This window comes from Streptomyces sp. WMMC940 (assembly GCF_027460265.1).
Classification (GTDB): Bacteria; Actinomycetota; Actinomycetes; order Streptomycetales; family Streptomycetaceae; genus Streptomyces.
The window spans coordinates 7,488,043-7,509,008 of sequence record NZ_JAPZBC010000001.1 but is presented as its reverse complement, the minus strand read 5'-3'; the positions used below and the strand labels follow the sequence as shown (position 1 = coordinate 7,509,008).

Annotated in this window: 24 protein-coding genes; 13 read left to right on the top strand and 11 right to left on the bottom strand. The window is 69.6% G+C overall.

The features are described 5' to 3' along the window. Window positions 1-8: 8 nt before the first annotated feature. On the bottom strand, window positions 9-368 hold the full coding sequence (locus tag O7595_RS33015; RefSeq protein ID WP_269732253.1) for a hypothetical protein: 360 nt from the start codon (window positions 366-368) through the stop codon (window positions 9-11). An 831-nt stretch (window positions 369-1,199) separates the two neighbouring features. Here O7595_RS33015 and proC point away from each other — a divergent pair. The 4 genes from proC (at window position 1,200) to solA (ending at window position 5,138) form a co-directional block, all read left to right on the top strand. Beyond that, window positions 1,200-2,024 carry a pyrroline-5-carboxylate reductase gene (gene proC / locus O7595_RS33010; protein WP_332328338.1) on the top strand — a complete coding sequence of 275 codons (825 nt, stop codon included), beginning with the start codon at window positions 1,200-1,202 and terminating at the stop codon, window positions 2,022-2,024. Window positions 2,025-2,174: 150 nt separating this feature from the next. After that, window positions 2,175-2,990 carry a 50S ribosomal protein L11 methyltransferase gene (locus O7595_RS33005; RefSeq protein WP_269732251.1) on the top strand — a complete coding sequence of 272 codons (816 nt, stop codon included), beginning with the start codon at window positions 2,175-2,177 and terminating at the stop codon, window positions 2,988-2,990. Continuing rightward, window positions 2,954-3,949 carry an EamA family transporter RarD gene (gene rarD / locus O7595_RS33000; RefSeq protein ID WP_332328337.1) on the top strand — a complete coding sequence of 332 codons (996 nt, stop codon included), beginning with the start codon at window positions 2,954-2,956 and terminating at the stop codon, window positions 3,947-3,949. Before O7595_RS33005 ends, rarD begins: the two co-directional genes overlap by 37 nt. Continuing rightward, complete coding sequence (solA, locus tag O7595_RS32995) at window positions 3,933-5,138, top strand: N-methyl-L-tryptophan oxidase (protein ID WP_269732250.1); 1,206 nt, start codon at window positions 3,933-3,935, stop codon at window positions 5,136-5,138. The genes rarD and solA overlap by 17 nt, the downstream gene beginning before the upstream one ends. On the opposite strand, the gene O7595_RS32990 is transcribed toward solA, so the two are convergent. Next, a complete protein-coding gene (locus O7595_RS32990; RefSeq protein WP_269732249.1) occupies window positions 5,044-5,520 on the bottom strand; it encodes a DUF5958 family protein in 477 nt (158 codons plus the stop codon). The two genes, solA and O7595_RS32990, sit on opposite strands and share 95 nt — an antisense overlap. Beyond that, the gene (locus tag O7595_RS32985; RefSeq protein ID WP_269732248.1) at window positions 5,517-5,852 is read right to left on the bottom strand and encodes a hypothetical protein; all 336 of its coding nucleotides are present in this window, start codon (window positions 5,850-5,852) and stop codon (window positions 5,517-5,519) included. Before O7595_RS32985 ends, O7595_RS32990 begins: the two co-directional genes overlap by 4 nt. On the opposite strand from O7595_RS32985, the gene O7595_RS32980 reads away from it, so the two are divergent. Then, window positions 5,851-6,111, top strand: coding sequence for a type II toxin-antitoxin system Phd/YefM family antitoxin (locus O7595_RS32980; protein ID WP_269732247.1), 261 nt, complete (start codon window positions 5,851-5,853; stop codon window positions 6,109-6,111). The genes O7595_RS32985 and O7595_RS32980 overlap by 2 nt on opposite strands. Then, complete coding sequence (locus O7595_RS32975) at window positions 6,108-6,353, top strand: type II toxin-antitoxin system RelE family toxin (RefSeq protein ID WP_269732246.1); 246 nt, start codon at window positions 6,108-6,110, stop codon at window positions 6,351-6,353. Before O7595_RS32980 ends, O7595_RS32975 begins: the two co-directional genes overlap by 4 nt. 383 nt (window positions 6,354-6,736) lie before the next feature. On the opposite strand, the gene O7595_RS32970 is transcribed toward O7595_RS32975, so the two are convergent. The 4 genes from O7595_RS32970 to O7595_RS32955 form a co-directional block, all read right to left on the bottom strand. After that, window positions 6,737-7,366, bottom strand: a complete 630-nt coding sequence (locus tag O7595_RS32970) for a TetR/AcrR family transcriptional regulator (protein ID WP_269732245.1) — start codon at window positions 7,364-7,366, stop codon at window positions 6,737-6,739. Then, window positions 7,363-8,460: a saccharopine dehydrogenase gene (locus O7595_RS32965; protein WP_269732244.1), complete on the bottom strand. Its 1,098-nt coding sequence runs from the start codon at window positions 8,458-8,460 to the stop codon at window positions 7,363-7,365. Before O7595_RS32965 ends, O7595_RS32970 begins: the two co-directional genes overlap by 4 nt. A gap of 469 nt (window positions 8,461-8,929) precedes the next feature. Continuing rightward, window positions 8,930-9,268: a MerR family transcriptional regulator gene (locus tag O7595_RS32960; protein WP_269732243.1), complete on the bottom strand. Its 339-nt coding sequence runs from the start codon at window positions 9,266-9,268 to the stop codon at window positions 8,930-8,932. Window positions 9,269-10,153: 885 nt separating this feature from the next. Further along, a complete protein-coding gene (locus O7595_RS32955; protein WP_269732242.1) occupies window positions 10,154-11,101 on the bottom strand; it encodes an NAD(P)-dependent alcohol dehydrogenase in 948 nt (315 codons plus the stop codon). Window positions 11,102-11,185: 84 nt separating this feature from the next. On the opposite strand from O7595_RS32955, the gene O7595_RS32950 reads away from it, so the two are divergent. From O7595_RS32950 to O7595_RS32935, 4 genes are all read left to right on the top strand, one after another. Then, window positions 11,186-11,836: a TetR/AcrR family transcriptional regulator gene (locus O7595_RS32950; protein WP_269732241.1), complete on the top strand. Its 651-nt coding sequence runs from the start codon at window positions 11,186-11,188 to the stop codon at window positions 11,834-11,836. A 311-nt stretch (window positions 11,837-12,147) separates the two neighbouring features. After that, window positions 12,148-14,028 carry a histidine kinase gene (locus O7595_RS32945; protein WP_269732240.1) on the top strand — a complete coding sequence of 627 codons (1,881 nt, stop codon included), beginning with the start codon at window positions 12,148-12,150 and terminating at the stop codon, window positions 14,026-14,028. Further along, on the top strand, window positions 14,019-14,720 hold the full coding sequence (locus O7595_RS32940) for a response regulator (protein ID WP_269732239.1): 702 nt from the start codon (window positions 14,019-14,021) through the stop codon (window positions 14,718-14,720). The genes O7595_RS32945 and O7595_RS32940 overlap by 10 nt, the downstream gene beginning before the upstream one ends. Window positions 14,721-14,907: 187 nt before the next feature. Next, complete coding sequence (locus O7595_RS32935; RefSeq protein WP_269732238.1) at window positions 14,908-15,414, top strand: hypothetical protein; 507 nt, start codon at window positions 14,908-14,910, stop codon at window positions 15,412-15,414. A 545-nt stretch (window positions 15,415-15,959) separates the two neighbouring features. Here the strand turns inward: O7595_RS32935 and O7595_RS32930 are convergent. From O7595_RS32930 to O7595_RS32920, 3 genes are read right to left on the bottom strand one after another with little or no spacing between them, the layout of a single operon-like run. Further along, window positions 15,960-16,097, bottom strand: coding sequence for a hypothetical protein (locus O7595_RS32930; RefSeq protein WP_269732237.1), 138 nt, complete (start codon window positions 16,095-16,097; stop codon window positions 15,960-15,962). A 45-nt stretch (window positions 16,098-16,142) separates the two neighbouring features. Further along, on the bottom strand, window positions 16,143-16,640 hold the full coding sequence (locus O7595_RS32925; RefSeq protein ID WP_269732236.1) for a transmembrane transport protein: 498 nt from the start codon (window positions 16,638-16,640) through the stop codon (window positions 16,143-16,145). After that, window positions 16,637-17,182: an RNA polymerase sigma factor gene (locus O7595_RS32920; protein WP_269732235.1), complete on the bottom strand. Its 546-nt coding sequence runs from the start codon at window positions 17,180-17,182 to the stop codon at window positions 16,637-16,639. The genes O7595_RS32925 and O7595_RS32920 overlap by 4 nt, the downstream gene beginning before the upstream one ends. A 632-nt stretch (window positions 17,183-17,814) precedes the next feature. On the opposite strand from O7595_RS32920, the gene O7595_RS32915 reads away from it, so the two are divergent. The 3 genes from O7595_RS32915 (at window position 17,815) to O7595_RS32905 (ending at window position 19,288) form a co-directional block, all read left to right on the top strand. Next, window positions 17,815-18,306 carry a DUF2975 domain-containing protein gene (locus O7595_RS32915; protein WP_269732234.1) on the top strand — a complete coding sequence of 164 codons (492 nt, stop codon included), beginning with the start codon at window positions 17,815-17,817 and terminating at the stop codon, window positions 18,304-18,306. Continuing rightward, complete coding sequence (locus tag O7595_RS32910) at window positions 18,306-18,527, top strand: helix-turn-helix domain-containing protein (protein ID WP_269732233.1); 222 nt, start codon at window positions 18,306-18,308, stop codon at window positions 18,525-18,527. Before O7595_RS32915 ends, O7595_RS32910 begins: the two co-directional genes overlap by 1 nt. A gap of 431 nt (window positions 18,528-18,958) precedes the next feature. Further along, on the top strand, window positions 18,959-19,288 hold the full coding sequence (locus O7595_RS32905) for a hypothetical protein (protein ID WP_269732232.1): 330 nt from the start codon (window positions 18,959-18,961) through the stop codon (window positions 19,286-19,288). 42 nt (window positions 19,289-19,330) lie between these two features. Here O7595_RS32905 and O7595_RS32900 read toward each other — a convergent pair whose 3' ends face one another. Further along, entirely contained in the window at window positions 19,331-20,587 is a 1,257-nt protein-coding gene (locus O7595_RS32900; protein WP_269732708.1) for a protein-glutamine gamma-glutamyltransferase, read from the bottom strand. Between the last annotated feature and the right edge of the window lie 379 nt (window positions 20,588-20,966).

Genomic DNA, 20,966 nt, shown 5'->3' with positions numbered 1-20,966 from the left:
CTACGCCCTCAGTTGAACGTGTTGAACTGGGTGGGGTGGTCGCCGATCTGCACGCCCTTGGCACCACGCGCGTCGACCTGGTACTTGCCTTCCGAGCGGACCAGCTCCCGGAACTTCTCGGCCGCCGCCAGCAGTTCCTGGTCCCGGTCGGCACCGGACGCGATCAGCTCCTCACGCAGCTGGGCCTCCCAGACTCCCGGCTCCACCTGCTCAGCGTCCAGCACCTCCTCGCCGCGTGCGGACAGCCGACGGCGCACCGCCCCACGGAGCGCGTCGTACGCGTCCCGCACAGCTGTGCTCGCAGTGTCCATCAGCCCCGCCGACGCACCGGCCGCAAGCGCCGCCACCACGAGATCCACCTCGGTCATCAGACCCCCCTGACGCAGTTGGCGCCCAGTTTTCCAGCACACCGCCTTCTCCACACGAGACTTCGACGATTTCCCCCAGGGTGAGTTCGGCTGGATTCGTACAGTAGGTCGATTTGGCGGTGATGCGCGGACAGGCGTTCTGATTTGTTCGGTCGTAGGGGCCGGTCAGCCGGTTGTGAGATGCACGTCAGCCGCATCCGTACGCCCGGCCGGTAGCGTGCGTACGCGCTTGCCGCCGCACCGAACACGTCTGCTCAAGTGGACTGGAGCTTCTCCCAGGACAAGGCCAGTTGGTGGTTCGTTACGACGAGCGGACCGTGAAACACACCGCTGCGGCCTCTCCGGACGGCCGCCGGGGCAGTCAAACCCGTCAAGGAGTGTGCCGTGGTCGCCGGCGGGGGTGTCCAGTCCTGCGGCAGGGAGCGGGCGTACTGTGCCAGGCAGAGGCCGGAGCAATTGTCAAGAGTTGTGGGTTGGGTGACGAGTGATCAGGCTGCGGCGTCGACGTTCACACGCTTGGCTGCCCGCGTGCCCGCTCGGTGCCCCACCTTCACCATGAATCAGCCCTGAGGGCGGTTCAGTGGCCGACATCGTCCTTGGCCAATCTCCGCGTGCCGCTCGGTGGCCGGCTCCCGACCCGGCTCTCCCCCGCGCGGGGCGGCACGCTGCGCAGCCCTTGATCCGGAACCCCAGCCGAATGGACATCCGCACGCCTGCGTGGCCTGTTTGGATCCTCCCGCCCGCAGTGGTTTCCGGTCGAGAAATGGAGTATCGATTGCTTTGGTCCCTACCTCGCCACCACTCTGAGCCCGGTACGCAGCCCGGGCGCATATGTCAGAACAGGGGGGCTTTGTCATGCAGAACGTCGCGGTGATCGGTGCAGGGCACATGGGGACAGCCATGATCGCGGGGATCCGGAAGCAGATGCCGGACGTACGGATCGAAGTCGCGGAGCAGTCGTCGGAGCGGGCCGGCCTCATGCGTGACCAGTTCGGCATCGAGGCCCGCGAGGCGTACACGCCCCGCCCCGGCACGGTGGTCCTGCTCGCCATCCCGCCCCAGGCCTTCGAGGAATTCGCCGCGCGGGCCGCCCCAGGCTCCTACCGGGACTGCCTCATCATCTCCGTGATGGGTGGGGTGACCCTCGCCGCGATCACCAAGCTGCTCGACGCGCAGCGCGTCGTGCGGTCGATACCCAATACCCCGTCCGAGGTGGGGCAGGGCATGACGGTGTTCTGCGCCGCCCCTTCGATCGGCGAGGCCGACGTGGAGGCGGCCCGGCGGGTGCTCTCGGTGATCGGCGGGGTTCTCCGCGTCGCGGACGAGACCTTGCTGGACGACGCCTCCGCGCTGTGCGGCGGCGGGCCCGCCTTCGTCGCTCACATCGCGGGTGCCTTCGCCGACTTCGCCGTGACGGCGGGCTTCGACGCGTCCCAGGCGCGGGCCATCACCTGCCAGGTGCTACGCGGAACGGCCGATCTGCTGGAGCTCACACGGCGCGACCCGGAAGAGGTGGCCCGCCAGGTCATGACCCCGGGAGGGACCACGGAGCGCGGCATGTCCGTGCTTCGGCAGCGGAATCTGCACGATGTGATCACCGAGGCGCTCGACAGCGCCGCCGCCCGTTCGCGTGAGCTCGGCGCGATCGGCAAGTGAGACCTTGCCGGCACACGAGAGTGCAGTCGGAGCCCGGCAGTGATGTTGGGGCAGGGACAACCAGCAGGGAACCCACTCGTCGGACGGAGGGGAAGATATGGAGGGCACGTGCTCGGTCTGACCAATGAGAGTCGGAAGTCCGAGTCCGCGATGATATCGTCGCAAGACTCGTACGAGGCCTACTTCGGGCTTGGCCACTCGCTTCGCTTCCTCGACCGGTCCGGGGTCTTCCGGGTCAGCCCGGCCGGGCTGCGCCTCGGCGACCTGCTGGTTCGGCATGTGCAAGTGCCGTCCGGCGACGGTTGGACACTCGACATGGGCACCGGCAGCGGGGTCCAGGCCCTGCTGCTGCGCAGCATCGGCGCCCGGAACATCGTGGCCACGGACATCTCGGAAACCTCCGTGAAGATCGCGGGCGAGAACGAGATCTTGAATTTTGGGGACCGGGCCGTCACCTTCGAGGTGGGCAGCCTCTTCGACGCACCCTCCGCCGACCGGGCATTCGACCTCATCGTCTTCAACCCCCCTGGTTGGCGTACTCCTTCGCCCGAATGCCAGGAGGGTCTGGAGCGGCTCGGCCTGACCGGACTCGGTCTGGAAGCAATGTTCTGGGGGGACCGTGTGCTCACGGAATTCCTCGGTCGCCTGCCCGACCACCTGGCCGAATCCGGGCGGGCCATCGCCGGCTTCAACTCCATGGTCGGAATCCAGAGAGTGCTCGCCGACGTCAGAGAACAGTTCGGCGCCCACTACCCCTTGAGGTTTCGGCTCCTGGAGCGGCACACCTTCCCTCTCTTCGTCTACACGGAGAAATGGCGCGCCTCCATGGGCATGCTCATGACGGAGTTCCAGCTCTGGAAGGAGCACTACGGCTCCGCGTTCTCCGTGCACGCCGACGGCACCCTCTACTTCTCCTACGAACTGGTCGAATGCCGAGTCTCTCGTTCCGCGAGGGCCACCAGATGACTCATCCGGCCCCTGCCTCAGGGGTGGCCGCCGGAGTGTCGTCCATGGTGGTCGCGAACCTGATCCTGGGTTCCTCGGTCGTCTACTGGCATGCGCTCGGCCACATTCCGGCGATCACCCTGCTGGGGTACCGGGTCCTGGTCTCCCTCGTGACCGTCACCTTGGCCGTCGCCGTCCTGCGCCGCACCGGGGCGCTGCGCGCGGCGGTGGCCGACCGGCGACTACTCGTCACCCACCTGCTCGCCGCCGTACTGATCTGCGTCAACTGGCTGGCCTTCATCTGGGCGTCGATCCACGGCCGGGTTATCGAGGCCAGCCTCGGGTACCTGATCGCGCCGGCCGTCACCATCGCCGTGGGGATGCTCCTCGTACGCGAACCGGCCAGCCGGCTGCGCCGCGCCGCGCTGGCGCTCTGTCTGCTCGGTATCGCCCTGCTTCTCACCAGAAGCGGTGAACTGTACTGGTGGGTGTTCGTCACCATCAGCACGAGCTGGGGGCTGTACGGCGCCGTCAAGAAGCTTTCCCCGGCGGACCCGGTCACCGGTCTCACCTTGGAGACGTCCTTCCTCGCCGTCGGCGTCGTGGCGGTCGCCGCGCTCTCCCCCTACTCACTGGCGCTGCAACCGTCCGCCGACACCTCCGACTACGTACTGCTCGCGCTCTGCGGGCTGATCTCCGTCATTCCGCTCTGGCTCTTCTCGCTCGGCGCGAAGGCCATCACCCTGACCGTGTCCGGCTTCGTCCAGTACCTGAACCCGACCGCCCAGCTCGTCATCGCTGTCAGCGTCTACGGACAGGTGCCGTCCGCCAACACCTTCGTCTGCTTCGCACTGGTCTGGCTCTCGCTCGTCTCCCTCGTCCTGGAGGCCGTCCTCGGTGAGCGACGCCGACAGCCGAGGAATCAGCAGCCGTCTACGGAACTGATGAAGGGAACCACCGTTCGTGACCAGTACCTATGACGTCGTTGTCGTCGGCCTGGGGATATCCGGATCCGCCACTGTCTCGGCGTTGGCGGCGCGCGGGGCTTCCGTCCTCGCCGTCGACACGCATGGCCCGACCCACCGGTACGGCTCCTCCCACGGCGAGAGCCGTATCTTCCGGCGCACGTACTGGGAAGGGACGTCGTACCTGCCACTCCTGAACCGGGCCGATCGAATGTGGAGCGAACTGGAGAGAGCGCACGGCGACGTCCTGACCGTGCGCACCGGCGGCCTCTTCATGGGTGACAGCACCGAGGGCCTGGTCGAGCTCAGCCGGCACACCGCCCAAGACGGCTGCATCCCGCACGAGATCTGGGACGCGGCCGAAGCCAACGCCCGCTTCGACTGGCTCAACCTGGGTCCGGACATCTCCGTCCTGTACGAACCCGGCGCCTACACCCTTCTCGCCGACCGCGCCCGGTTGGCACTGCTCGACGCGGCCGTGCGCGCCGGCGCCGTAGTTCGCTTCGGTGAACGGGCGCTGGCCGTCTCCTCCACCGCCGAGGGGGCGTCCGTACATCTCGGTTCCGGAGAGACGGTGTCGTGCGGAGCAATCGCCCTGTCCGCCGGCCCCTGGTCGAACGACTTCCTCGCCGACGAGCTCCCCGGCATCCTCCACCCGCACCGCGTGCCCGTGTACTGGTTCCGCACCCGATTCCCCGGGGCTAACGAGGGAATGCCCGCGTTCGTCTACGAGTCGGCTTCCGGGGGTGTCGTCTACGGCTGCCCGGAATGGGGCCGCGGCGGCCGGGAGGTCAAGATCGGCTTCCACAACAGGCAGCAGACCCCGGGCGATCCGTCCGACCCGACTCCCCACCGGGTCGGGTCGACGCAGCAGGCCGAGATCGTCGAGGCGGTGTCGCGGTTCCTGACGGAAATCGACCCCGAGCCCGTGCGGTCCGCGATGTGCTTCTACACGATGACGCCGGACGGTAGCTTCGTCATCGACCGGGCGCGGTCCGCGCCGCGGCTGGTGTACTCCGCCGCCTGCTCCGGACACGGCTTCAAGTTCGCCCCGGCGATCGGGGAGTGTCTGGCGCTGCTGGCCCTGGGGGAGAAACCGGACCTCGACCTCACCGCCTTCGCCCGGGCGCGGTTCGACGTCCAGCGCTCTGACGGCAGTGCTGCAGGAGAGCTACAACGCCGAGGACCGCGATCACGCCGATGAAAGGGCGGTGAAAGACTTCTGGCACACCCAACGGCGCGAAGTCGCCCAAGTCCGTCAGGAAGACGATTGACAGGGGCCCGGCAGTCGAGCCCGATCCAGCAGTGGCCGTCACCGGACAACAGCACGACCGGAGACAGCAGTCCCCACTCCCCCACCCGGTACGGCGTGTCCAACAGACAAGCCGTGCTCGCTGGCGTCCGCCACGCCGGATGCTCTCCGGTGCGTCCTCGGCAACGGCGCTTGCCTGGACGCAGTGATGACGCAGGAGCGGCAGCGCTTCGGACTGCTCGCCCTGGACGAGGTCGTCGAATTGTTCGATGCCCTCCGACCTCGGGCGCAGATCCTTCGCGAGCTCGTTGAGCGGGACGTCGCGTTCGTTCATGGCTGCCTCCCGTGGGACGGACGCCGCTCCGCAGCAGTGATCAGGATTCCCAGCAGCACCGCCAGATCGGCCGCGCCTTCGGCGTCGTTGGCCCGGCTCCTCTCGGTGCCACGGGCTCGGTCGAGCATGGCCTGCGCCCACCAGCGCCGTACGGCGCCTGTGACGTTCTTCTCCTCCGCGGCCAGGACCTCGCCGTAGCACCGGGCACCCCTCTCACCCACCAGCGCGATACCGATGGCGTTGATCGTGTGCGGGACCGCCGCGCAGCTCCAGCGGCTGCCCTGCGGAGTGACGGCCCTGCCATATGCACACTTCTGTAAGGTGGTGTGCATGACGGAGACGACATACTCGATCGTGGAAGCCCGCGCCCGCCTGGGCGCCATCGCCCGCGAGGTCAGCGCCACCCGAGAGCCGGTCGCCATCACCGACCACGGGCAGACCGTCGCCATACTGGTCAGCCCCGCCGACGCGCTGGAGCTGCAGGAGCTGCGGGCGCTGGCCGCCTACCGCGCCCGCCAGGCACGCGGCGAGAACGCGGGTGTCCCGCACGGCGAGGCGTACCGCCGTGTGTTCGGCGGGTCTGAGGCGTGAGCTACGAGGTCGTCTGGGAGCCCGAGGCCCTCGCCCAGGCCGAGCGGTTCGCCAAGGACGACCCCCACGGTGTCCGGCAGGTGTTCACGGCTGTCGACCGCCTCGCCGACGACCCCCGGCCCGACGGCGCGTTCGGCAGCGCCGACCTCTTGCGCATCCACATCGGCCCCTACCGGGTGCTGTACGAGATCAACGACCAGCAGATCCGCGTCAGCGTCATCCATCTCGGCCGCATCCGCTGATCCTGGCAGTTGCGGGAGCGAGGGGTCGCTGGCAGGCAGCGGGGTGTTCAGGAAGGTCGTGTGCCACCAGCGAGGGGGAGACCGCCTACGCCCGTCGCCTGTTGCACCATATCCGGCCCGGACATGCTGGCCTTGTGGGACAAGGGCTTCGACGCCAAGGCTCGGCAGCCGCCTCGCGGGCTTCCGACTCCTCGCACAGCGAGCCCATTCGCCACTCCTCCTCCACCACCATCACGGTAGAGAAGAGCAGCCCCGAGCACAGCCCCGATCAGTGTTCTCCCGGCTCAGCCCCCTTCAGAGGTACTGCGCCCATCGCGGCTCCCCTCCTGCGCCGCCGGCCGCACGGGCGGCCCGGGGCCCGGCGGCCCCGGGGCCCGCGCGGGTCAGTCGCCGTCGGCTCCCGCCACCAGGCCGAGCAGCACCTGTCGGAGCAGGGCCTCGGTGGGGGCGGCGGGTCGGCCCGCGATGCCGGACCGGAACAGGGCCGCGCCCTCCATCAGCATCACGAACACCTCGGCACGGCTCCGGGCGTCCTCGGGGCCGGTCTGCGGGGCGTGCTCCCGGATGAAGGCCGCGAGCTGCGCGGCGTACGCGGCGTAGAAGGCGGTGACCGCCTCGGCGGCCTGGGCGTCGTGTGCCGCCATCGCCCAGACCTCGGTGAACAGCCGCACCAGGTCGGGGTCGTCGTGGTCGGCGAGGATGCTCTCCAGGGCGGGGCCGGGATCCGCCCGGCAGCATCGGCCGCCCGTGCCGTCGGCGTCGCCGTCACCCTCGGTGGTGGGTGCGAGGGCGGCGATCCGTTCCAGGGAGTCGGCCAGGATCCGTTCGAGCAGAGCGGCCAGCAGGTCGGAGCGGGACGGGAAGTAGTACTGGAGATGGCCGAGGCGGACCCCGGCCGCGTCCGCGACCGCCCGCATGGTCAGCTCCGCGCCTCCCGAGGTGAACAGGATCCGCCGGGCCGCGTCCAGCAGGGCCGTGCGCCGCTGGTGGCCCTTGGAGGTGGCGGCGCTCATGCGGCGGCCGGGGCCGAGGTGCGGTCGATGTCCACGCGGACGCCGTACTCCGTCAGGGCGGCGAGGGCGTGGGCCGGTCGCGGGTGCTGCTCCGGGAAGACCAGGCCCTCGGGAGCGGGTGAACCGTCGAGGCCGAGTACGCGGCGCAGGCCCAGCAGCGCCCCGAGCGCGGTGAGGTGGCACTGGCCGGACGGGTCGGTGAGGGTGGCCGTACGGGTGATGCCGCGGTGGGTGACGTCCACCCGGAACCCGGCGGTGCCGCCCTCGCCCGGGGCGTGCAGCAGGGCGCGGCGTACCGGGGTCCAGCGTTCGCCGCCGGCCCAGCGGAAGAATCCGGCGCCGCCGAGGGCCAGGAGGGCGCGGGTGGCGCCTGCCGAGCTGAAGCCGATCCGGGTGGCGGCGGTGGCCGTGCCCAGGGTCAGCGGCAGGGTGAACTGCTCAGGGGTGTCGATCCGGGCGACCCGCACCGGGCCCGCGCCGATCCGGACGGTACGGGCATCGGTGAGCGGGGCGGCCAGGCGGCGACGGCCGCCCTCGATCACCTCGAAGCGCACGCCGAGGCGGTCCATGAACTCCACGGAGTCCGCACCGGACCGGTCGGCCATGTCCCAGCGGACGGCGGTCTCGACCCGCTCGGCGCCGCCGAGTTCCTCGGCCAGTGCGGCCGCGGCGACGCTGCTGACGCCGCCCATCCAGGCGGAGGAGAGCAGCACGGGGGCGGTGGGGCGCAGCAGCGCGGCCACGGTGACGGCGCGCTGCAGCCGGGCGGTCCATCGGGTGATGTCCACGTACGGGACGCCGGCCGAGGCGGCGGCGCGCAGCACCCGGTCGTCGGGGTCGTTGACCGAGCTGATGACGGCACGGACGGCGGCGGTGAACGGCGCGGGATCGGCGAGGTCCCAGGCGCGCACCTCCCCGTCGAGCTCGTGGGCGAGCGCCCGGCCGCGCTCCGGGGAGCGGCCGGTGAGCAGCAGGGGGGCCGTGGGGGCGATCAGCCGGGCGATCTCGGTGCCCACGGTGCCATAGCCGCCGGTGATCAGTACGGGGCCGGACGGGTCGTGCCGGAGCCGGTCGGTGATCGATTGATCAGTCATGGGCACAATCTTAGGTCGATCGACCTAAAATCTGTGTGAGCCCGCACCGGCCGCGCGGTACGGGCGCTCGTCGTGTGCGTCCGCAGTGGGTTTCGGGGCGGTTCAGGTTCCGGGCGAGGGCGTGGCCAGGCGGATGAGCACGCGTGGTCGGCCTCTCGGATGGCCTGTGCGCTGTGGCGGTCGCGGCCGGAGTGGCCGGAGCCTCCGGAGCTGATGGCCCGCGGAGCGTCCACCGCCATCGTTGAACCGGAGATCGGCACACTCGTCTGCGACTGCGAGACCGGCGGAGTTCCGCCCGGGGCGGTGGCCTGACCCGGTCTGCGACTGACCAACGGGTCCGAGACCGATCTGTCGGCACGGTTCCGTGCGGAACTCGCCGCCGACCCGGCAGGCGCGTCCTGAGCAGGGTCCTTCGCGACAGGCACCCTCACCTTCCAGACCGCCCGGGGCCGGTGCAAGTCTGGCTGCCTCAGGCTTCTGGGGGCGGACTCTTCGATTCGGCGGCGCGGCGGTATTCGGCGTTGAGGCGCTGGGCTTCCTCGAGCTGGTCTTCGAGGATGATGATGCGGCAGGCGGCCTCGATGGCGGTTCCCTGATCGACGAGTTCGCGGGCGCGGGCGGCGAGGCGCAGTTGGTAGCGGGAGTATCGGCGGTGGCCGCCGGCGGAGCGGAGCGGAGTGATGAGGCGGGCTTCACCGAGGGCGCGGAGGAAGCCCTGGGTGGTGCCGAGCATTTCGGCGGCTCGACCCATGGTGTAGGCGGGGTAATCGTCGTCATCGAGACGGCCGAACGAGTCGTCTGTGGTCATTGCACCTCTCTGTGGAACACGCCGGAGGGGCCTTGGTGCCGTACGGCACCAAGGCCCCGAAGGAACTACACCATCTGCCGGCCCTGGTTCTGCGCCGGCTTTCTGTTTCCGCAGAGCCGACCGAGATGCCGTCGGGTCTGCGGGGATCGCGGTTGCTTGACCGGAGACCACCTCGCTAACGATGTCCTGCGGTACCCGGGCTCAGCCGTGCCGCCCGGGCGATCCTGATGGTGACGGCCCCTCCGTTCTTCTTTGGGATCGATCACTTGTCTTCTGCTGGTACTGCTCAACGGCCTGTCCCAGCGCCGCTCTTCGGCAGCCGGCCCCGTGCCCTGACTGCGAACCCGCTGCCGAACTTCCCGGTACGCGCGCTGCAGCTGACGCCTTTACCAGGGAACCACGGTCACCACACTGCTGGTACTTCGCACTGCACTTGCCGATCGGGCACGTGGGCAATGCTCGCGGCAGCCCCTGATCACTGCGGGCCGCCCGGTGCGGTGGTCAGCCCCGTCGCCGTCCTGCTACCGCTGTGGCTTCGGACTCCACCACCGCACCGTCCTGCGTACTTCGACTACCTGTACTGCGGTACTGCTGCCCGGCAGTTCGTCTCTGCCAGGGCCCTGCGGTCTCTCGACTACAAGCAAAACCATAACCCGATCACGCCCGAATGTCTACTTCAGCCAGCATAGATTTTCGCGTGTCCCGCAGGTAGGTAATCGACCTCAAGCAGATCACGCAGCGGGGGCGTCGCCGACCTGGTAGGCGATGAAACGGGTGGGGCAGACCAGCGCAGTCACGCTGGAGTGTGACCGGCCGGACCACCGGTCCGGAGAACGCCGCGGACGTTCCAGCCAGAGGCGGCCGGGCGGCGCCGTATCGCCGTGACTACGGGCGCACGACGATGTTGCCGATCTTGCGGCCGCTGTCGACCCGACGATGTGCTTCAGCGATGTCGCACAGCTCGTAGATCCGGTCGATCACGACGGTGATCGCGCCATCGGCGGCCAGCCGCAAGAGGAACTCGAAGTCCCCGACGCGTTCGGGTGCAGGGCCCGCGACGACGTTGCCACGGGCACGTACGGTGTCGCCCAGGCCCGCGACAGCCAGCAGCAGCACCCCTTTGGGGCTCAGCAGGCGCCGACCTGACGCGATCGAAAGGTTGCCGACGACGTCCAGCACCACGTCGAACCGGTCGGCGATGCCGGCCAGGTCGTTGCGGGTGTAGTCGACGACCCGCGCTGCTCCCAGGTCGGTCACCAGACCGGTGTTCGCCGTGCTGGTCACGGCGGTGACGGTCGCGCCGAAGTGCTTCGCCAACTGGACGGCGTTCGTGCCGATCGCGCCTGACGCACCGTTGATGCACACCGACGTGCCGGGTCCCACCGACGCCTTGTCCCGCAGGAAGTACAGCGCCGTCGAACCTCCGAACAGCACCCCTGCCGCGTCCTCGTGGCTCACCGCAGACGGCTTCCGCGCGAGCTTCTTCGCCGGCACCACGACGTACTCGGCATGTGCGCCGAGTTTCACCCCGGCCATGCCGCACACCTCGTCACCCGGCGCCATGTCACGGACGCGCGCACCAACGGCAACGACCTCCCCGGAGAAGGAGCTGCCCAGGACCGTCCGCCGAGGACGGAAGACGCCGAAGGCCAACCGTGCGAACAACCCGAAACCCGCCGGGAACCGGGCCCCGCGGATACGCGAGTCGGCCGAGGTGACCGCCACCGCCTTGACGCGGATCAGCACCTCGCCTCCGCGTGGCGCGGGCCGTGGAACCTCGCCGATACGCACAACGTCGGGCGCGCCGTACCGGTCGACGACTGCTGCCTTCATACACCCCTCCTTACAAGTGTAAGTCTGCGCTTCACGGTAGCCTTACGGGCGTAAGTCAGCAAGCCTGATCAGAGAGGTTCCGTCATGCCCCGGCGTCCAGCGCTCAGTCACGACCGCATCATCGACGCCGCGGTACAGGTCGCCGACCGCGGCGGCCTCGCCCAGGTGAGCATGCGCAACGTCGGCAAGGAACTCGGCGTCGAGGCGATGTCGCTCTACCATCACCTCGCCGGCAAGGACGCGTTGCTGGACGCCCTGGCGAACTGGACCTTCACCCAGATCGAGCTGCCCGAACCCCGGCAACCGTGGCGACAGGCGATGACCGACCGCGCGGCGTCGGCCCGCGCCACCCTGTCACAACACCCATGGGCCCTTGGCCTCATCGAGTCTCGCCGCTCCCCAGGCCCGGCCCTGCTCCGACACCACGACACCGTGCTCGGCTGCCTGCGCCACAACGGCTTCCCGATGACGCTGGCGTCACACGCCTTCTCCGCGATCGACGCCTACGTCTACGGCTTCGTGCTGACCGAGCTCAATCTGCCCTTCGACACCGACGCCGGAGTCGAAGAATTCGTCGGCGAGATCCAGGACCGGCTCTCCCCCGATGCCTACCCGCACCTGGCCGAGCTGATCACCGAGCACGTCATGCATCGGGACTACTCCTACGCCGACGAGTTCGGCTACGGTCTCGACCTCATCCTCGACAGTCTCGAATCACGCCTGGCAAAGCGGTGAGGCGCCTCCAGCAACGCAGTCAGGGCTCGGACGAGCAGCCTTGGAGAGCGACGAGGCTGTCGAGGCGCGCGGTATGCGCCGGAGGTGCCAGGAAGCGAGCCCGTCACTGCCCACCGGCGCGGCGAGGGCCGTGACTGCGAGGGTGATGTCCGTTGCTTCGACTCGAGGCCCGTCTTTCCGTCAACTCCCGGGAGTAGCGGGCACTGCGAGGCGACCGTGGCCGCTTCCCGGCCCGGGGAACGACCAAGAAGGCATACACTGTCCGGGCATTCTTTGACATGTACAGACGCGGTGCCAGGGGGAGGCATGACGTGTCCGAGCCAGACCGGCAATCCGGCGGCGGGCCGACGTCGGCGAAGGTCCTGGAGTCCGGGTCCGACCTGAGGCGCCAGGGCGGTCCCGCGAAGGAGCTTCCGGCCGGTACGAGAGCCACCCGCAAGGCCCGGAAAGCATGGTCGTCGCCCCGCCTCCGACGCCGCACCGAGGCGGGAGCCTGCGCCCTCGCCGCTCTCACCTGGGCCGGTACGGCCGCCGCACTCTCCGGTCCGGTCCTGGAGCACGGCTGGATGGGAACCGTGCTGCACGGATTCGGCGCGCTGGCGATCCTGTGCGGGCTGGTCGTCTGGGTCCGCTCCCCCACGCCCGGAACCGGTCGACTGCTGATGATCTGCGGCGCCGCGTTCCACCTCGGGGACCTGCGGGCGAGCCACCATCTCGCGCTCTTCGCGATCGGCTACTCCCTCGCGTACCTGTGGACGGCGGTACTGGGCCACCTCGTGCTGGCGTTGCCGGACGGGCGCCTGGCGGACCGCCCGTCAAGGACCGTCGCGGTGGCCGGCTACGTCGGCGCGGTGGGCACGCAGATCGGCCGGTACGTCGCGGAGTCGCCACGACCACCCTGGTGGTGGGACATGACGCCCGGCCCCAACACCGTCTGGGCTCAGGCCGCCAGCTGGATCTACATCGGGCTGACCGTGGCCGTAATGGCGGTGGTCGCCCGCCGCTGGGCCTCGTCGACCCGGCTGCGCCGTCGTCATGCCACGGCCATGTGGGTCGCCGCGGCGGTGGCCGGGGTCGGCGGCATCGCTGCCGCGACGGCCGGCGCACTCGGCGCACCCGTCGGCGTCCGCGTGGCGATCCTGCTCGCCGCGCTGGCCGTTGATCTGCTCGTCATCCCGCTGGTCGCGATGGCCAGGCTGGTCCAGCTGGAGATCGCGCAGGGACGAGCCGCTCGTGCGGTGCTGCGGATCGAGCAAGGAAACCCCCACCTTCCGCCCCAACTGCTCCAGCAGGTGCTCGCCGACGCCCTGGGCGACCCCACGCTCACCCTCGTCCACCCATCGGGCCCCGCAGACGGCACGCAGCCGCGGCCGCAGCGTCCCCCGAGCGGCCGGGCCGTCACGGGGGTCCGCCGCCGGGGCGCCCTCATCGCCCTCGTCGAGCACGACGAGGCGCTGGCCGCGCAGCGCCCGCTGGCCGAGGCCGCGGTCGGAGTCGCCGGGTTGGCCATCGACAACGCCCGTCTGTACGCCGCTCAGCAGGCCCAGCTGGAGGAACTACGGCGGTCGCGGGAACGGATCTCGACCGCCGCGTACGAGGAGCGTCACCGTATCCAGCGGGATCTCCACGACGGGGCACAGCAGGAGCTCTACACCGTGCTTCTGCTCCTCGACGTCGCCCGGCACGCATTGACCGGCACGTCGACGCCCGACCCGGCGGCAGCCGGGGCGACGGTCGAGCGGGCGCACCGACTGCTCGGCGAGGCGATCGCCGGATTACGGGACCTGACCGAGGGCATCTACCCGACCGACCTGGTCGCGCACGGGCTGGCGGCGGCCGTGGACCGACTGGCCGACAGCGCGCCGGTGCCGCTCCATACCGATGTCCCCCCGTGCCGGTGGCCCCGACACATCGAACTGACCGCCTACTTCCTGATCGTCGAAGCGCTGACGAACGCGTACAAGCACGCCGACTGCCAGCGAATAGGCCTGATGGTCCGTCCGGTGGACGGCGGCGTGGTGATCGAGATCAGTGACGACGGACGAGGCGGGGCATCCGCGAGGCCGGGATCGGGACTCAGCGGATTGCACGACCGCCTCGCGGCCGTCGGAGGAACCCTGACCGTCACCAGCCCGGCCGGGTGCGGCACCCGGCTGACCGCCCTGCTTCCCGTGGAGGATCCATGCGCGTAGCCGTCGTCGAGGACCAGCCGCTCCTGCAGGACGTTCTTGCCGAAGGCCTGACCAGCCGCGGCCTCACCGTGGTCGGCCGGGCCCGGGACGCCACCGAGGCCCTGCTTTCCCTCGAGCGGACGGAACCCGAAGTGGTGCTGCTCGACATCCGGTTGCCTCCGGGCTACTCCGACGAGGGGCTGTGCCTCGCCGAGACCGTACGGGCCCGGTATCCGGCCGTCGGACTGCTCGTCCTCTCCTCGTACGCCGAACTCCACTTCGCCCAGCGGCTGCTCGGGTTGCAGGAGGACACCCGGGCGGTGGGGTACGTGCTCAAGGAGCGGGTCGGGGACCTCAACGAGCTCATCGAGGCGATCCGGCGAGTTGCCGCCGGTGAAGTGGTGGTGGACCGTCATCTCATCAACCGGCTGATGTCCAGGCAGCGTTCGAGCGACCCGTTGGAGCGGTTGAGCCCGCACGAGCGGCGGATCCTGGCCCTGGTCGCCGAGGGGCGCTCCAACCTGGGCATCGCGGAGCAGATGGCCTGCCGGGTGAGCACCGTCGAGAAGCACCTCTCGTCGATCACCGCGAAGCTGGATCTCGCCCCGATCGGCGAGGCGACGCGCCGCGGGGTGAATGTCCGTGTACTCGCCACGCTCGCATTCCTGCGAACCGTTGACAGCAGTGCCGCTGCCGCCGAGGGGCCGCGGTGACCGCAGGCCGCCCGTGGTACAGCGGCTCCTGCCACCCAGGTTTCCCCACCGTCGTGGTACGGGATCGCCTCCGCGACGCCCGTGGCTTTCCCGGTCGTTGCGCGGGCTCCGAGCGGCGATTCTCGTTGTGCCCGCCGCCGATGGTGCGCGGCGAGGTTCATCGCCATTGACCAGGAAGGAAGCCAACGTGCGTGGCCGACCCAACATCTCCCTGAAACGCCTCTCCGTACTCGCCACGGCGACCGTGCTCGCCGCGGTCGGCATGGGCGTCACCGCCGCACCGGCGAGCGCCGGGCCGATCGGGCCCTGCACCTCCCTGCGTTCGTTCAATCTGGAGTTCAGAACCGGCGGCGACGACCTGCGAGGCAACTCCGAGGTCGTCGTGTGGCTCAGAACCACCAGCGGAACCATGGAGCTGCAGCACGTGTGGGGTCGGTTCGCCAACCACACGAGCACCTCACGTCTGGTCACCTTCCAGAACCCCAACTGGGCGGTGAACTCCTGCACCATCACCGGGGTGTCGGTCCGGATGGTGTCGCACCCCGAGTGGCACGAGACCGCCGACAACTGGAACATGGACGGCTTCGCCCTCCAGGGCTACTCCTCGACCGGCACCTACGGGTACTCCCTCTCGCGCAACAGCGCCAACAAGCGGTTCACGGCCAGCTCGCCCTGGTGGCACGCGGCCGAGTAGTGCGGCGGCGGACCCCGGCCCGCACCCACGCGCCGGCCGGTGCACCGCGTCGCCGGCACACCGCGGCGGATTGACGGAAGACACATGGAGCGGGCGCCGGTCGGCCCAAGGCCGCAGCAGTACCGATACACGGCCGGCGTCCGCACCACCCCGGCATGCGGCCACAGCCGTACGTCAGGCCGCACTGCTCGGCGGCGTGGCCAGCGGTGAACACGGGGCGCGGCGGCGCAAGGCCGGCAGACGCACACCGACAGCCGCGGCCACCGCCCCTGAACCGCCGCCCGGCGACCCCAACGACGGCCGACCGGCCTTCATTGCCTCATGTGTGGTACACGGTGCAGCGTGCCTCCCCCGTCGCCCGGCCCCCGGTTCTTCCGCCGGGGCGCACGGACGCCGGGCCCGGCACGCGGATGTCGACCGGCGCGTCCATGCCATCGACGGACGACCGTGACCATGGCTCCGGGGCCGACGACCGGCGGCCCCGGAACACCATCCGCCCCGCGTGGGAAACCCTGGACGGTGCCAACGGGGGTGCGGCCGCAGGCTCAGATGAGGAGCAGGCCGATCCCGGTCAGCAGACCCGTGCAAACCAGCGCCGCGATCAGGATGGCGGTGCGCCCGCTTGCGCCGCGGAGACGCAGAGCGAGGGCCAACGGGCCGACAGGAACGAGCTTGTTGTTCATGTCCATCTCCTGGAATACGGTGGGTGCTCTCGGACCGGATGTGCGTCAGGAGGCGCCTCGTCGGAGGGCATCCCGAAGTCGCAGCAGCTCGCGGCGGCGCGACCGCGCCCGCACCAGGACGAGTACTGCGGCGGCGGTGAGGACGACTCCTCCCACAGCGGTGGCCAGCACGTCGGCGGCAGTACCGCGGACAGCGGCCAGCACCGTACCGGCGACGGCCGTCACCGCGGTCGCCCCGAGTGCGAGGCTCGCGCCCAGCACCCGGTCCCGGGCGAACAGCGGCCGCCGCCTGCTCAGCACCCATCCGGCGAAGCCGGCCCAGGCCAGCCCGACGACGACCAGCCCGGCGAAAGCCAGCTGCGTGCGGGCGGGCAGCGGATCCGGCTCGGTCGCCCACAGCACCGCGATCAGCGCCGCACCGCCCCCTCCCGCCAGGCCCACCGCAACGTGGCGCATCCGGGAGCGCAGCGACAACTCCGCTGCCAGCGCGCGGTCCAGCTGCTCGGGCACGCCCCGCTGAGCTGCGGGCTTCTGCTCACTCATGCCTCGTATCCCCTTTCGGCAAGGATGCTCCGCAACATGCGCCGTGCGCGGTGCAGCCGGCTCTTGACCGTGCCGGGCGCCACACCGAGCACCTCCGCACAGGCTGCCAGCGGCAGATCCTCCAGGTGGAACAGGATCAGCACTTCGCGCTCCAGGGGCGGCAGCTCGGAAAGGCCGGCTTCGATCTGCATGGTGGTCAGGACGCCACTGAGCTCGTCCCCTTCGGCGACGACGGCGTCCGCCTCCTCCAGGGGTGTCGCCGGCGCCCTGTACGCCTGGCGCAGGTGGTCGGTGACCGTGCGCCGGGCGATGGTGAACAGCCACGGGGTGAACCGCTTCGGCTGCCGCAGGCGCGGCAGGCCACGCACCACCGCGATCCACACCTCCTGAGCAAGATCGTCCGCGAGGTGGGGCGATCCGACCATGCCCTGCAGGTAGCGACACAGCGGGACATGCCAGACGCCCACCAGCTCGCGGAACGCCTCCCGCTCCCCGAGCTGGCAGCGAACCACGAGCAGCCCGTCGCGCACGTCACCGCTCACCGCGCCTCCCTGTCCCACGCCGTCCGTCACACAGACAGTCGGCATTCCGGCCTGAAAGGTTCACAGAACCCCTGACGGGCCTCCCGCTCCGGTGCGGCCGCAGCGCACAGGCCGGGCCCGGGCAGGCCGACGACCTGCATCGACTCGTGGCGCAGGCGTTCAGGACCGTCCTGAGCCGCTGCTGCGGGACGGTTCGTCCTTCGCCTCACCGGACTGCTCCCGGTCGGCGGCCTGCTGTGATGTGGCGACGGTCGGGGACGGCACTGCCCGCCACCGCGCTCACGGGGAGGAGTACCAGGCCAGTGGCGGCGTACGGGCGCGACCGCCGATGGGCTCGATGACGTGCCATGGCAGCGGAGGCCAGCGGCCGTCTCTGGGAATTCCCTGTGATTACGCCGGTCCCCTCCCCGCGCCCGCGCTGCCGACAGGCGCCGTTCTGGTGCACGAGGGTCGCCGCGGCCGGCGGAGGACCGGGCCCACGGGGTTCGGGGCAGAAGGCACGGATGCCCCCATGGAGGGGGGGAGGCGGCGTCCCCTTACGGTGCGAAACCGTCGCCGACTCTCCGTCCCACCATTGCCCCATCTATCGAAGGTCGATAGATTATCATCGCGACTCGATGGAAGGATGGAGCATGGGAAAGCTGACGGTGGGTGCGCTGCGCGCCGTGCTCGTGGTGGTGCTCGCCGGCACCGTGTTCGTACAGGCAGGGATGGTGTGGGCGTTGGTCAGCGGGAGCGACCCGGAGGACGGGTCGCTCCCGCTGACCCCGCTGCGAGTGATCACGATCCTGGGCATGGTGTCGGTCCAGGTCGCCCTGGTCTGTGTATGGCGACTGGTGACGATGGTGCGACGGGGAACCGTGTTCTCCCACGCCGCCTTCCGGTACGTGGACCTCGTGATCGGCGCCATCGTGGCGGCTGCCCTCGCGTGGTTCGCGGTCACGGCCCTCAATGCGCCGGGCCAGCGGGACGATCCGGGCGTCACCGTCATCATGGGCGGAATCGGCGTGGCCATCCTGGGGGTCGCGCTCATCGTGCTCGTGTTGCGGATGCTGCTCGCCCAGGCCGTTGCGCGCGACGTCGAAGCGGCGCAGATGCAGGCCGAGTTGGACGAGGTGATCTGATGCCGATCGCCGTCGACATCGACGTGATGCTGGCCAGGCGGAAGATGTCCGTGGGCGAACTCGCGAACCGCGTAGGGATCACGCCCGCCAACCTGGCGGTACTCAAGAACGGCCGCGCGAAGGCGGTACGCTTCGCGACGCTCGCCTCGCTCTGCGAGGTGCTCGAATGCCAGCCGGGCGACCTGCTGCGCTGGGAGGCCGAGGACGCCGCAGGCGGATGACGCGTCCCCAGGACCGGCGTGAAATCGCCAGCAGCGCCGGCCCGTGACACGGCACGTGGACCGCATGGACATGGATCGCCGATCACCCGCCGCACCGCTCCGCCCCGTTGGGTGGATTCCGGTTGACCTGCATCGCACCGTCCTGGCCGACGATTCGCGACCTGCGAACGCGCCCCACCGCGAAACCCGTCCCCAGCGCGGAGGGGCCGGGGTTCGTCGTTGGGCGGGCAGCCAGGGCTTCGCCGCAGTCGCTTGACGCCCGATTCATAGCGACCTGTCAGTTCGACGGGGGCTTCCGGGAACGCGACAGGCACGGGCTTCCAGGATCACGGAGTTCTCGACGCCCCGTGATCCGAGTGGAAAACCGTGCCTGCCGACGCATCATCGCCGATCCCGCCTCCCTTTCAGCAACTCCGCGAGCGTCTCGGGCCGTGCCCGAGGAGGCCCCGGGCCTGCTGGAGCGACTGGCCGAGGTGCCCGACCCTCGCGATCCGCGCGGCATACGGAAGGCTCCGGTCGTCGTACACGCGCTGACCGCGTGCGCGGTTCTGACCGGAGCGCCCAGGGCCACGGGCCGCAGGATTCATCTGCCCGCCACCTGCGACCACCTCTCCGGCCTGGTCCTGGCCCAACTCGACGTTGGCCAGAAGACCAACGAGGTCGCCTCCTTCCAGCCTCTGCTGGAGACCCTCGCCGACCTGGCGGGGCGTGGTCGCGACCAGCACGTCGACGTCACGCGACTACGCCGGAGCCCTGTGTGAGGGCCACTGCGCCAGGCCGTGTTCCTGTGAGAGGGTCAGACGTTACGGCCAGCCTTGCGTCACCTTGGCGGGGGCGGTGTTCCAACTCTTGGGTATGAACGTGATCATGTAGGTCCCGCGGTCGAAGTCCGCGTATCCGGCGGACCAGTTCCGGAACTTGCTCTCGTATACCTTCATCGGGCCCATGCCCCCGTTGGGCGAGTGATAGTGGTTGGCGTGGGTCCACACGGTCTGGTTGTGATCTGCTTCCTTCTGGTCACCGAACCATCCGTAGTCGAAATTGACATAGCTTTCACCGGAGTTGCCGGGGCTGCGCGAGGTGTTCCTGTCCTTCGACATGTCGACCAGACCTGTGCTCCGGTTGGGGCGGAAAGCCTCCGGGTCGCCGTACTTCCTCTTGTCGGAGGAGCTCCGCGGGTCCTGTCCGCTCCAGAAGTGCTTGGAGTAGATGACCGCCTTCATCCTGGACGGGTCGTAGTTGCCCCCATCCTTGTCCTTGAAGGAAGGGGTGTTCCTCAGAGCCGAGTAGAAGTTCGAGCGGGCGTTCTCGTTGCGCAGAGCGTCGTTCTTTCTTGTGAGTTCCGCCTTGAGGTTGTTGAGATAGGTCCCCTCGTCGTGTGCGTCCTCCAGGGCCTTGTTCATGATGGATGCCACATCACGAGCCCGCTTGAATCCCTTTCCCTCGTCGAAGCTCTCCTTGGCGATGCGCCCTTCAAGCTCGGCCTGCGTCTCGCCTGGCCGGGGAGTGGTGTTCTCCAGAGCGTTACGGTATTTGTTCTCATCGAAGGAGGCGAACGCCAGTCTGTTGGTCGGGTAGGGGCCTGAGTTGACCCAGGTAATGCCCACGCAACCGTAGGACAGCTGTTCTCGCTGCTCTTCGGTCATCTGCCGTGCCTGGCCATCGCGGTGGCTGTAGACCTGCTGCCACTTGCGTATGTAGTTGCTGATGCCCGTAGTCGCCCTGCCCCCGTACGTCCGGTACGCGTCAGGCATGCTGTCAAGCGGCTCGGCGGGAGGCGTCACCCTGCCACTCGCCGCCGCGGAGGCCCTGCGGGATTCGACGGCACTCGGCAGTGACGCCCCTGAGGGCTTGCCGGGCTGACCCAGGCTCAGAGCCTTCTCGTTCAGTGCGTTGATGTACCTGACATCATCTGCCGTCAGGCCGTGCTCTTCGGCAAAGGACCCCCTCTTCTCGCCCTCGACCCTGTTGGCGGCCTGGCTGACCGAAGGTATGAGACCAGCGGTGCACATCACTACGCCCACAGTGGTGAAGACGAGAAATCTCGAGCGTTTGTGCATGAAAGTCACGAACTCCTTTGCAGTGAAACGTCATGAAGCGATGGCATTGCGAGAGGGACAACGCGGTGCGGGGCCTGGGCAGCCCACCCCTGCGTCGCTGCGCCGGAAGCGGTAAGGCACCGGCAGAAGGAGACGTAGAGGATGCGCGAGACGGTGGTGGTGAGTGGCCGGACCGACGGCCACGTCGTCTCTGCCGACCGGAGGCCACCACGATCAGGGCTCTGTCGAGCCGGCCCGATCAGGCAGGGCCGCCGGCCGCGCTACCTCGGGCCCCCGAGACGACGACGCATCCCGGACCGGGTGGCCTGGGCTGCGGTAGCGGACGCCGACGCGCGAGGCGGAGCCCATGAAACTGACGCCGTCAGGCGCACCCGACCCG

What these genes read in the sequence shown, in the direction of transcription:
- O7595_RS32970 (WP_269732245.1), bottom strand. Translation starts at nt 7,366, where the DNA reads ATGAGCGCCGCCACCTCCAAGGGCCACCAGCGGCGCACGGCCCTGCTG.
- O7595_RS32950 (WP_269732241.1), top strand. Translation starts at nt 11,186, where the DNA reads ATGCCCCGGCGTCCAGCGCTCAGTCACGACCGCATCATCGACGCCGCG.
- proC (WP_332328338.1), top strand. Translation starts at nt 1,200, where the DNA reads ATGTCAGAACAGGGGGGCTTTGTCATGCAGAACGTCGCGGTGATCGGT.
- O7595_RS33005 (WP_269732251.1), top strand. Translation starts at nt 2,175, where the DNA reads ATGATATCGTCGCAAGACTCGTACGAGGCCTACTTCGGGCTTGGCCAC.
- O7595_RS32990 (WP_269732249.1), bottom strand. Translation starts at nt 5,520, where the DNA reads ATGAACGAACGCGACGTCCCGCTCAACGAGCTCGCGAAGGATCTGCGC.
- O7595_RS32940 (WP_269732239.1), top strand. Translation starts at nt 14,019, where the DNA reads ATGCGCGTAGCCGTCGTCGAGGACCAGCCGCTCCTGCAGGACGTTCTT.
- rarD (WP_332328337.1), top strand. Translation starts at nt 2,954, where the DNA reads ATGCCGAGTCTCTCGTTCCGCGAGGGCCACCAGATGACTCATCCGGCC.
- O7595_RS32985 (WP_269732248.1), bottom strand. Translation starts at nt 5,852, where the DNA reads ATGCACACCACCTTACAGAAGTGTGCATATGGCAGGGCCGTCACTCCG.
- O7595_RS32915 (WP_269732234.1), top strand. Translation starts at nt 17,815, where the DNA reads ATGGGAAAGCTGACGGTGGGTGCGCTGCGCGCCGTGCTCGTGGTGGTG.
- O7595_RS32930 (WP_269732237.1), bottom strand. Translation starts at nt 16,097, where the DNA reads ATGAACAACAAGCTCGTTCCTGTCGGCCCGTTGGCCCTCGCTCTGCGT.
- O7595_RS32980 (WP_269732247.1), top strand. Translation starts at nt 5,851, where the DNA reads ATGACGGAGACGACATACTCGATCGTGGAAGCCCGCGCCCGCCTGGGC.
- O7595_RS33015 (WP_269732253.1), bottom strand. Translation starts at nt 368, where the DNA reads ATGACCGAGGTGGATCTCGTGGTGGCGGCGCTTGCGGCCGGTGCGTCG.
- O7595_RS32900 (WP_269732708.1), bottom strand. Translation starts at nt 20,587, where the DNA reads ATGCACAAACGCTCGAGATTTCTCGTCTTCACCACTGTGGGCGTAGTG.
- O7595_RS32960 (WP_269732243.1), bottom strand. Translation starts at nt 9,268, where the DNA reads ATGACCACAGACGACTCGTTCGGCCGTCTCGATGACGACGATTACCCC.
- O7595_RS32910 (WP_269732233.1), top strand. Translation starts at nt 18,306, where the DNA reads ATGCCGATCGCCGTCGACATCGACGTGATGCTGGCCAGGCGGAAGATG.
- O7595_RS32955 (WP_269732242.1), bottom strand. Translation starts at nt 11,101, where the DNA reads ATGAAGGCAGCAGTCGTCGACCGGTACGGCGCGCCCGACGTTGTGCGT.
- O7595_RS32925 (WP_269732236.1), bottom strand. Translation starts at nt 16,640, where the DNA reads ATGAGTGAGCAGAAGCCCGCAGCTCAGCGGGGCGTGCCCGAGCAGCTG.
- O7595_RS32965 (WP_269732244.1), bottom strand. Translation starts at nt 8,460, where the DNA reads ATGACTGATCAATCGATCACCGACCGGCTCCGGCACGACCCGTCCGGC.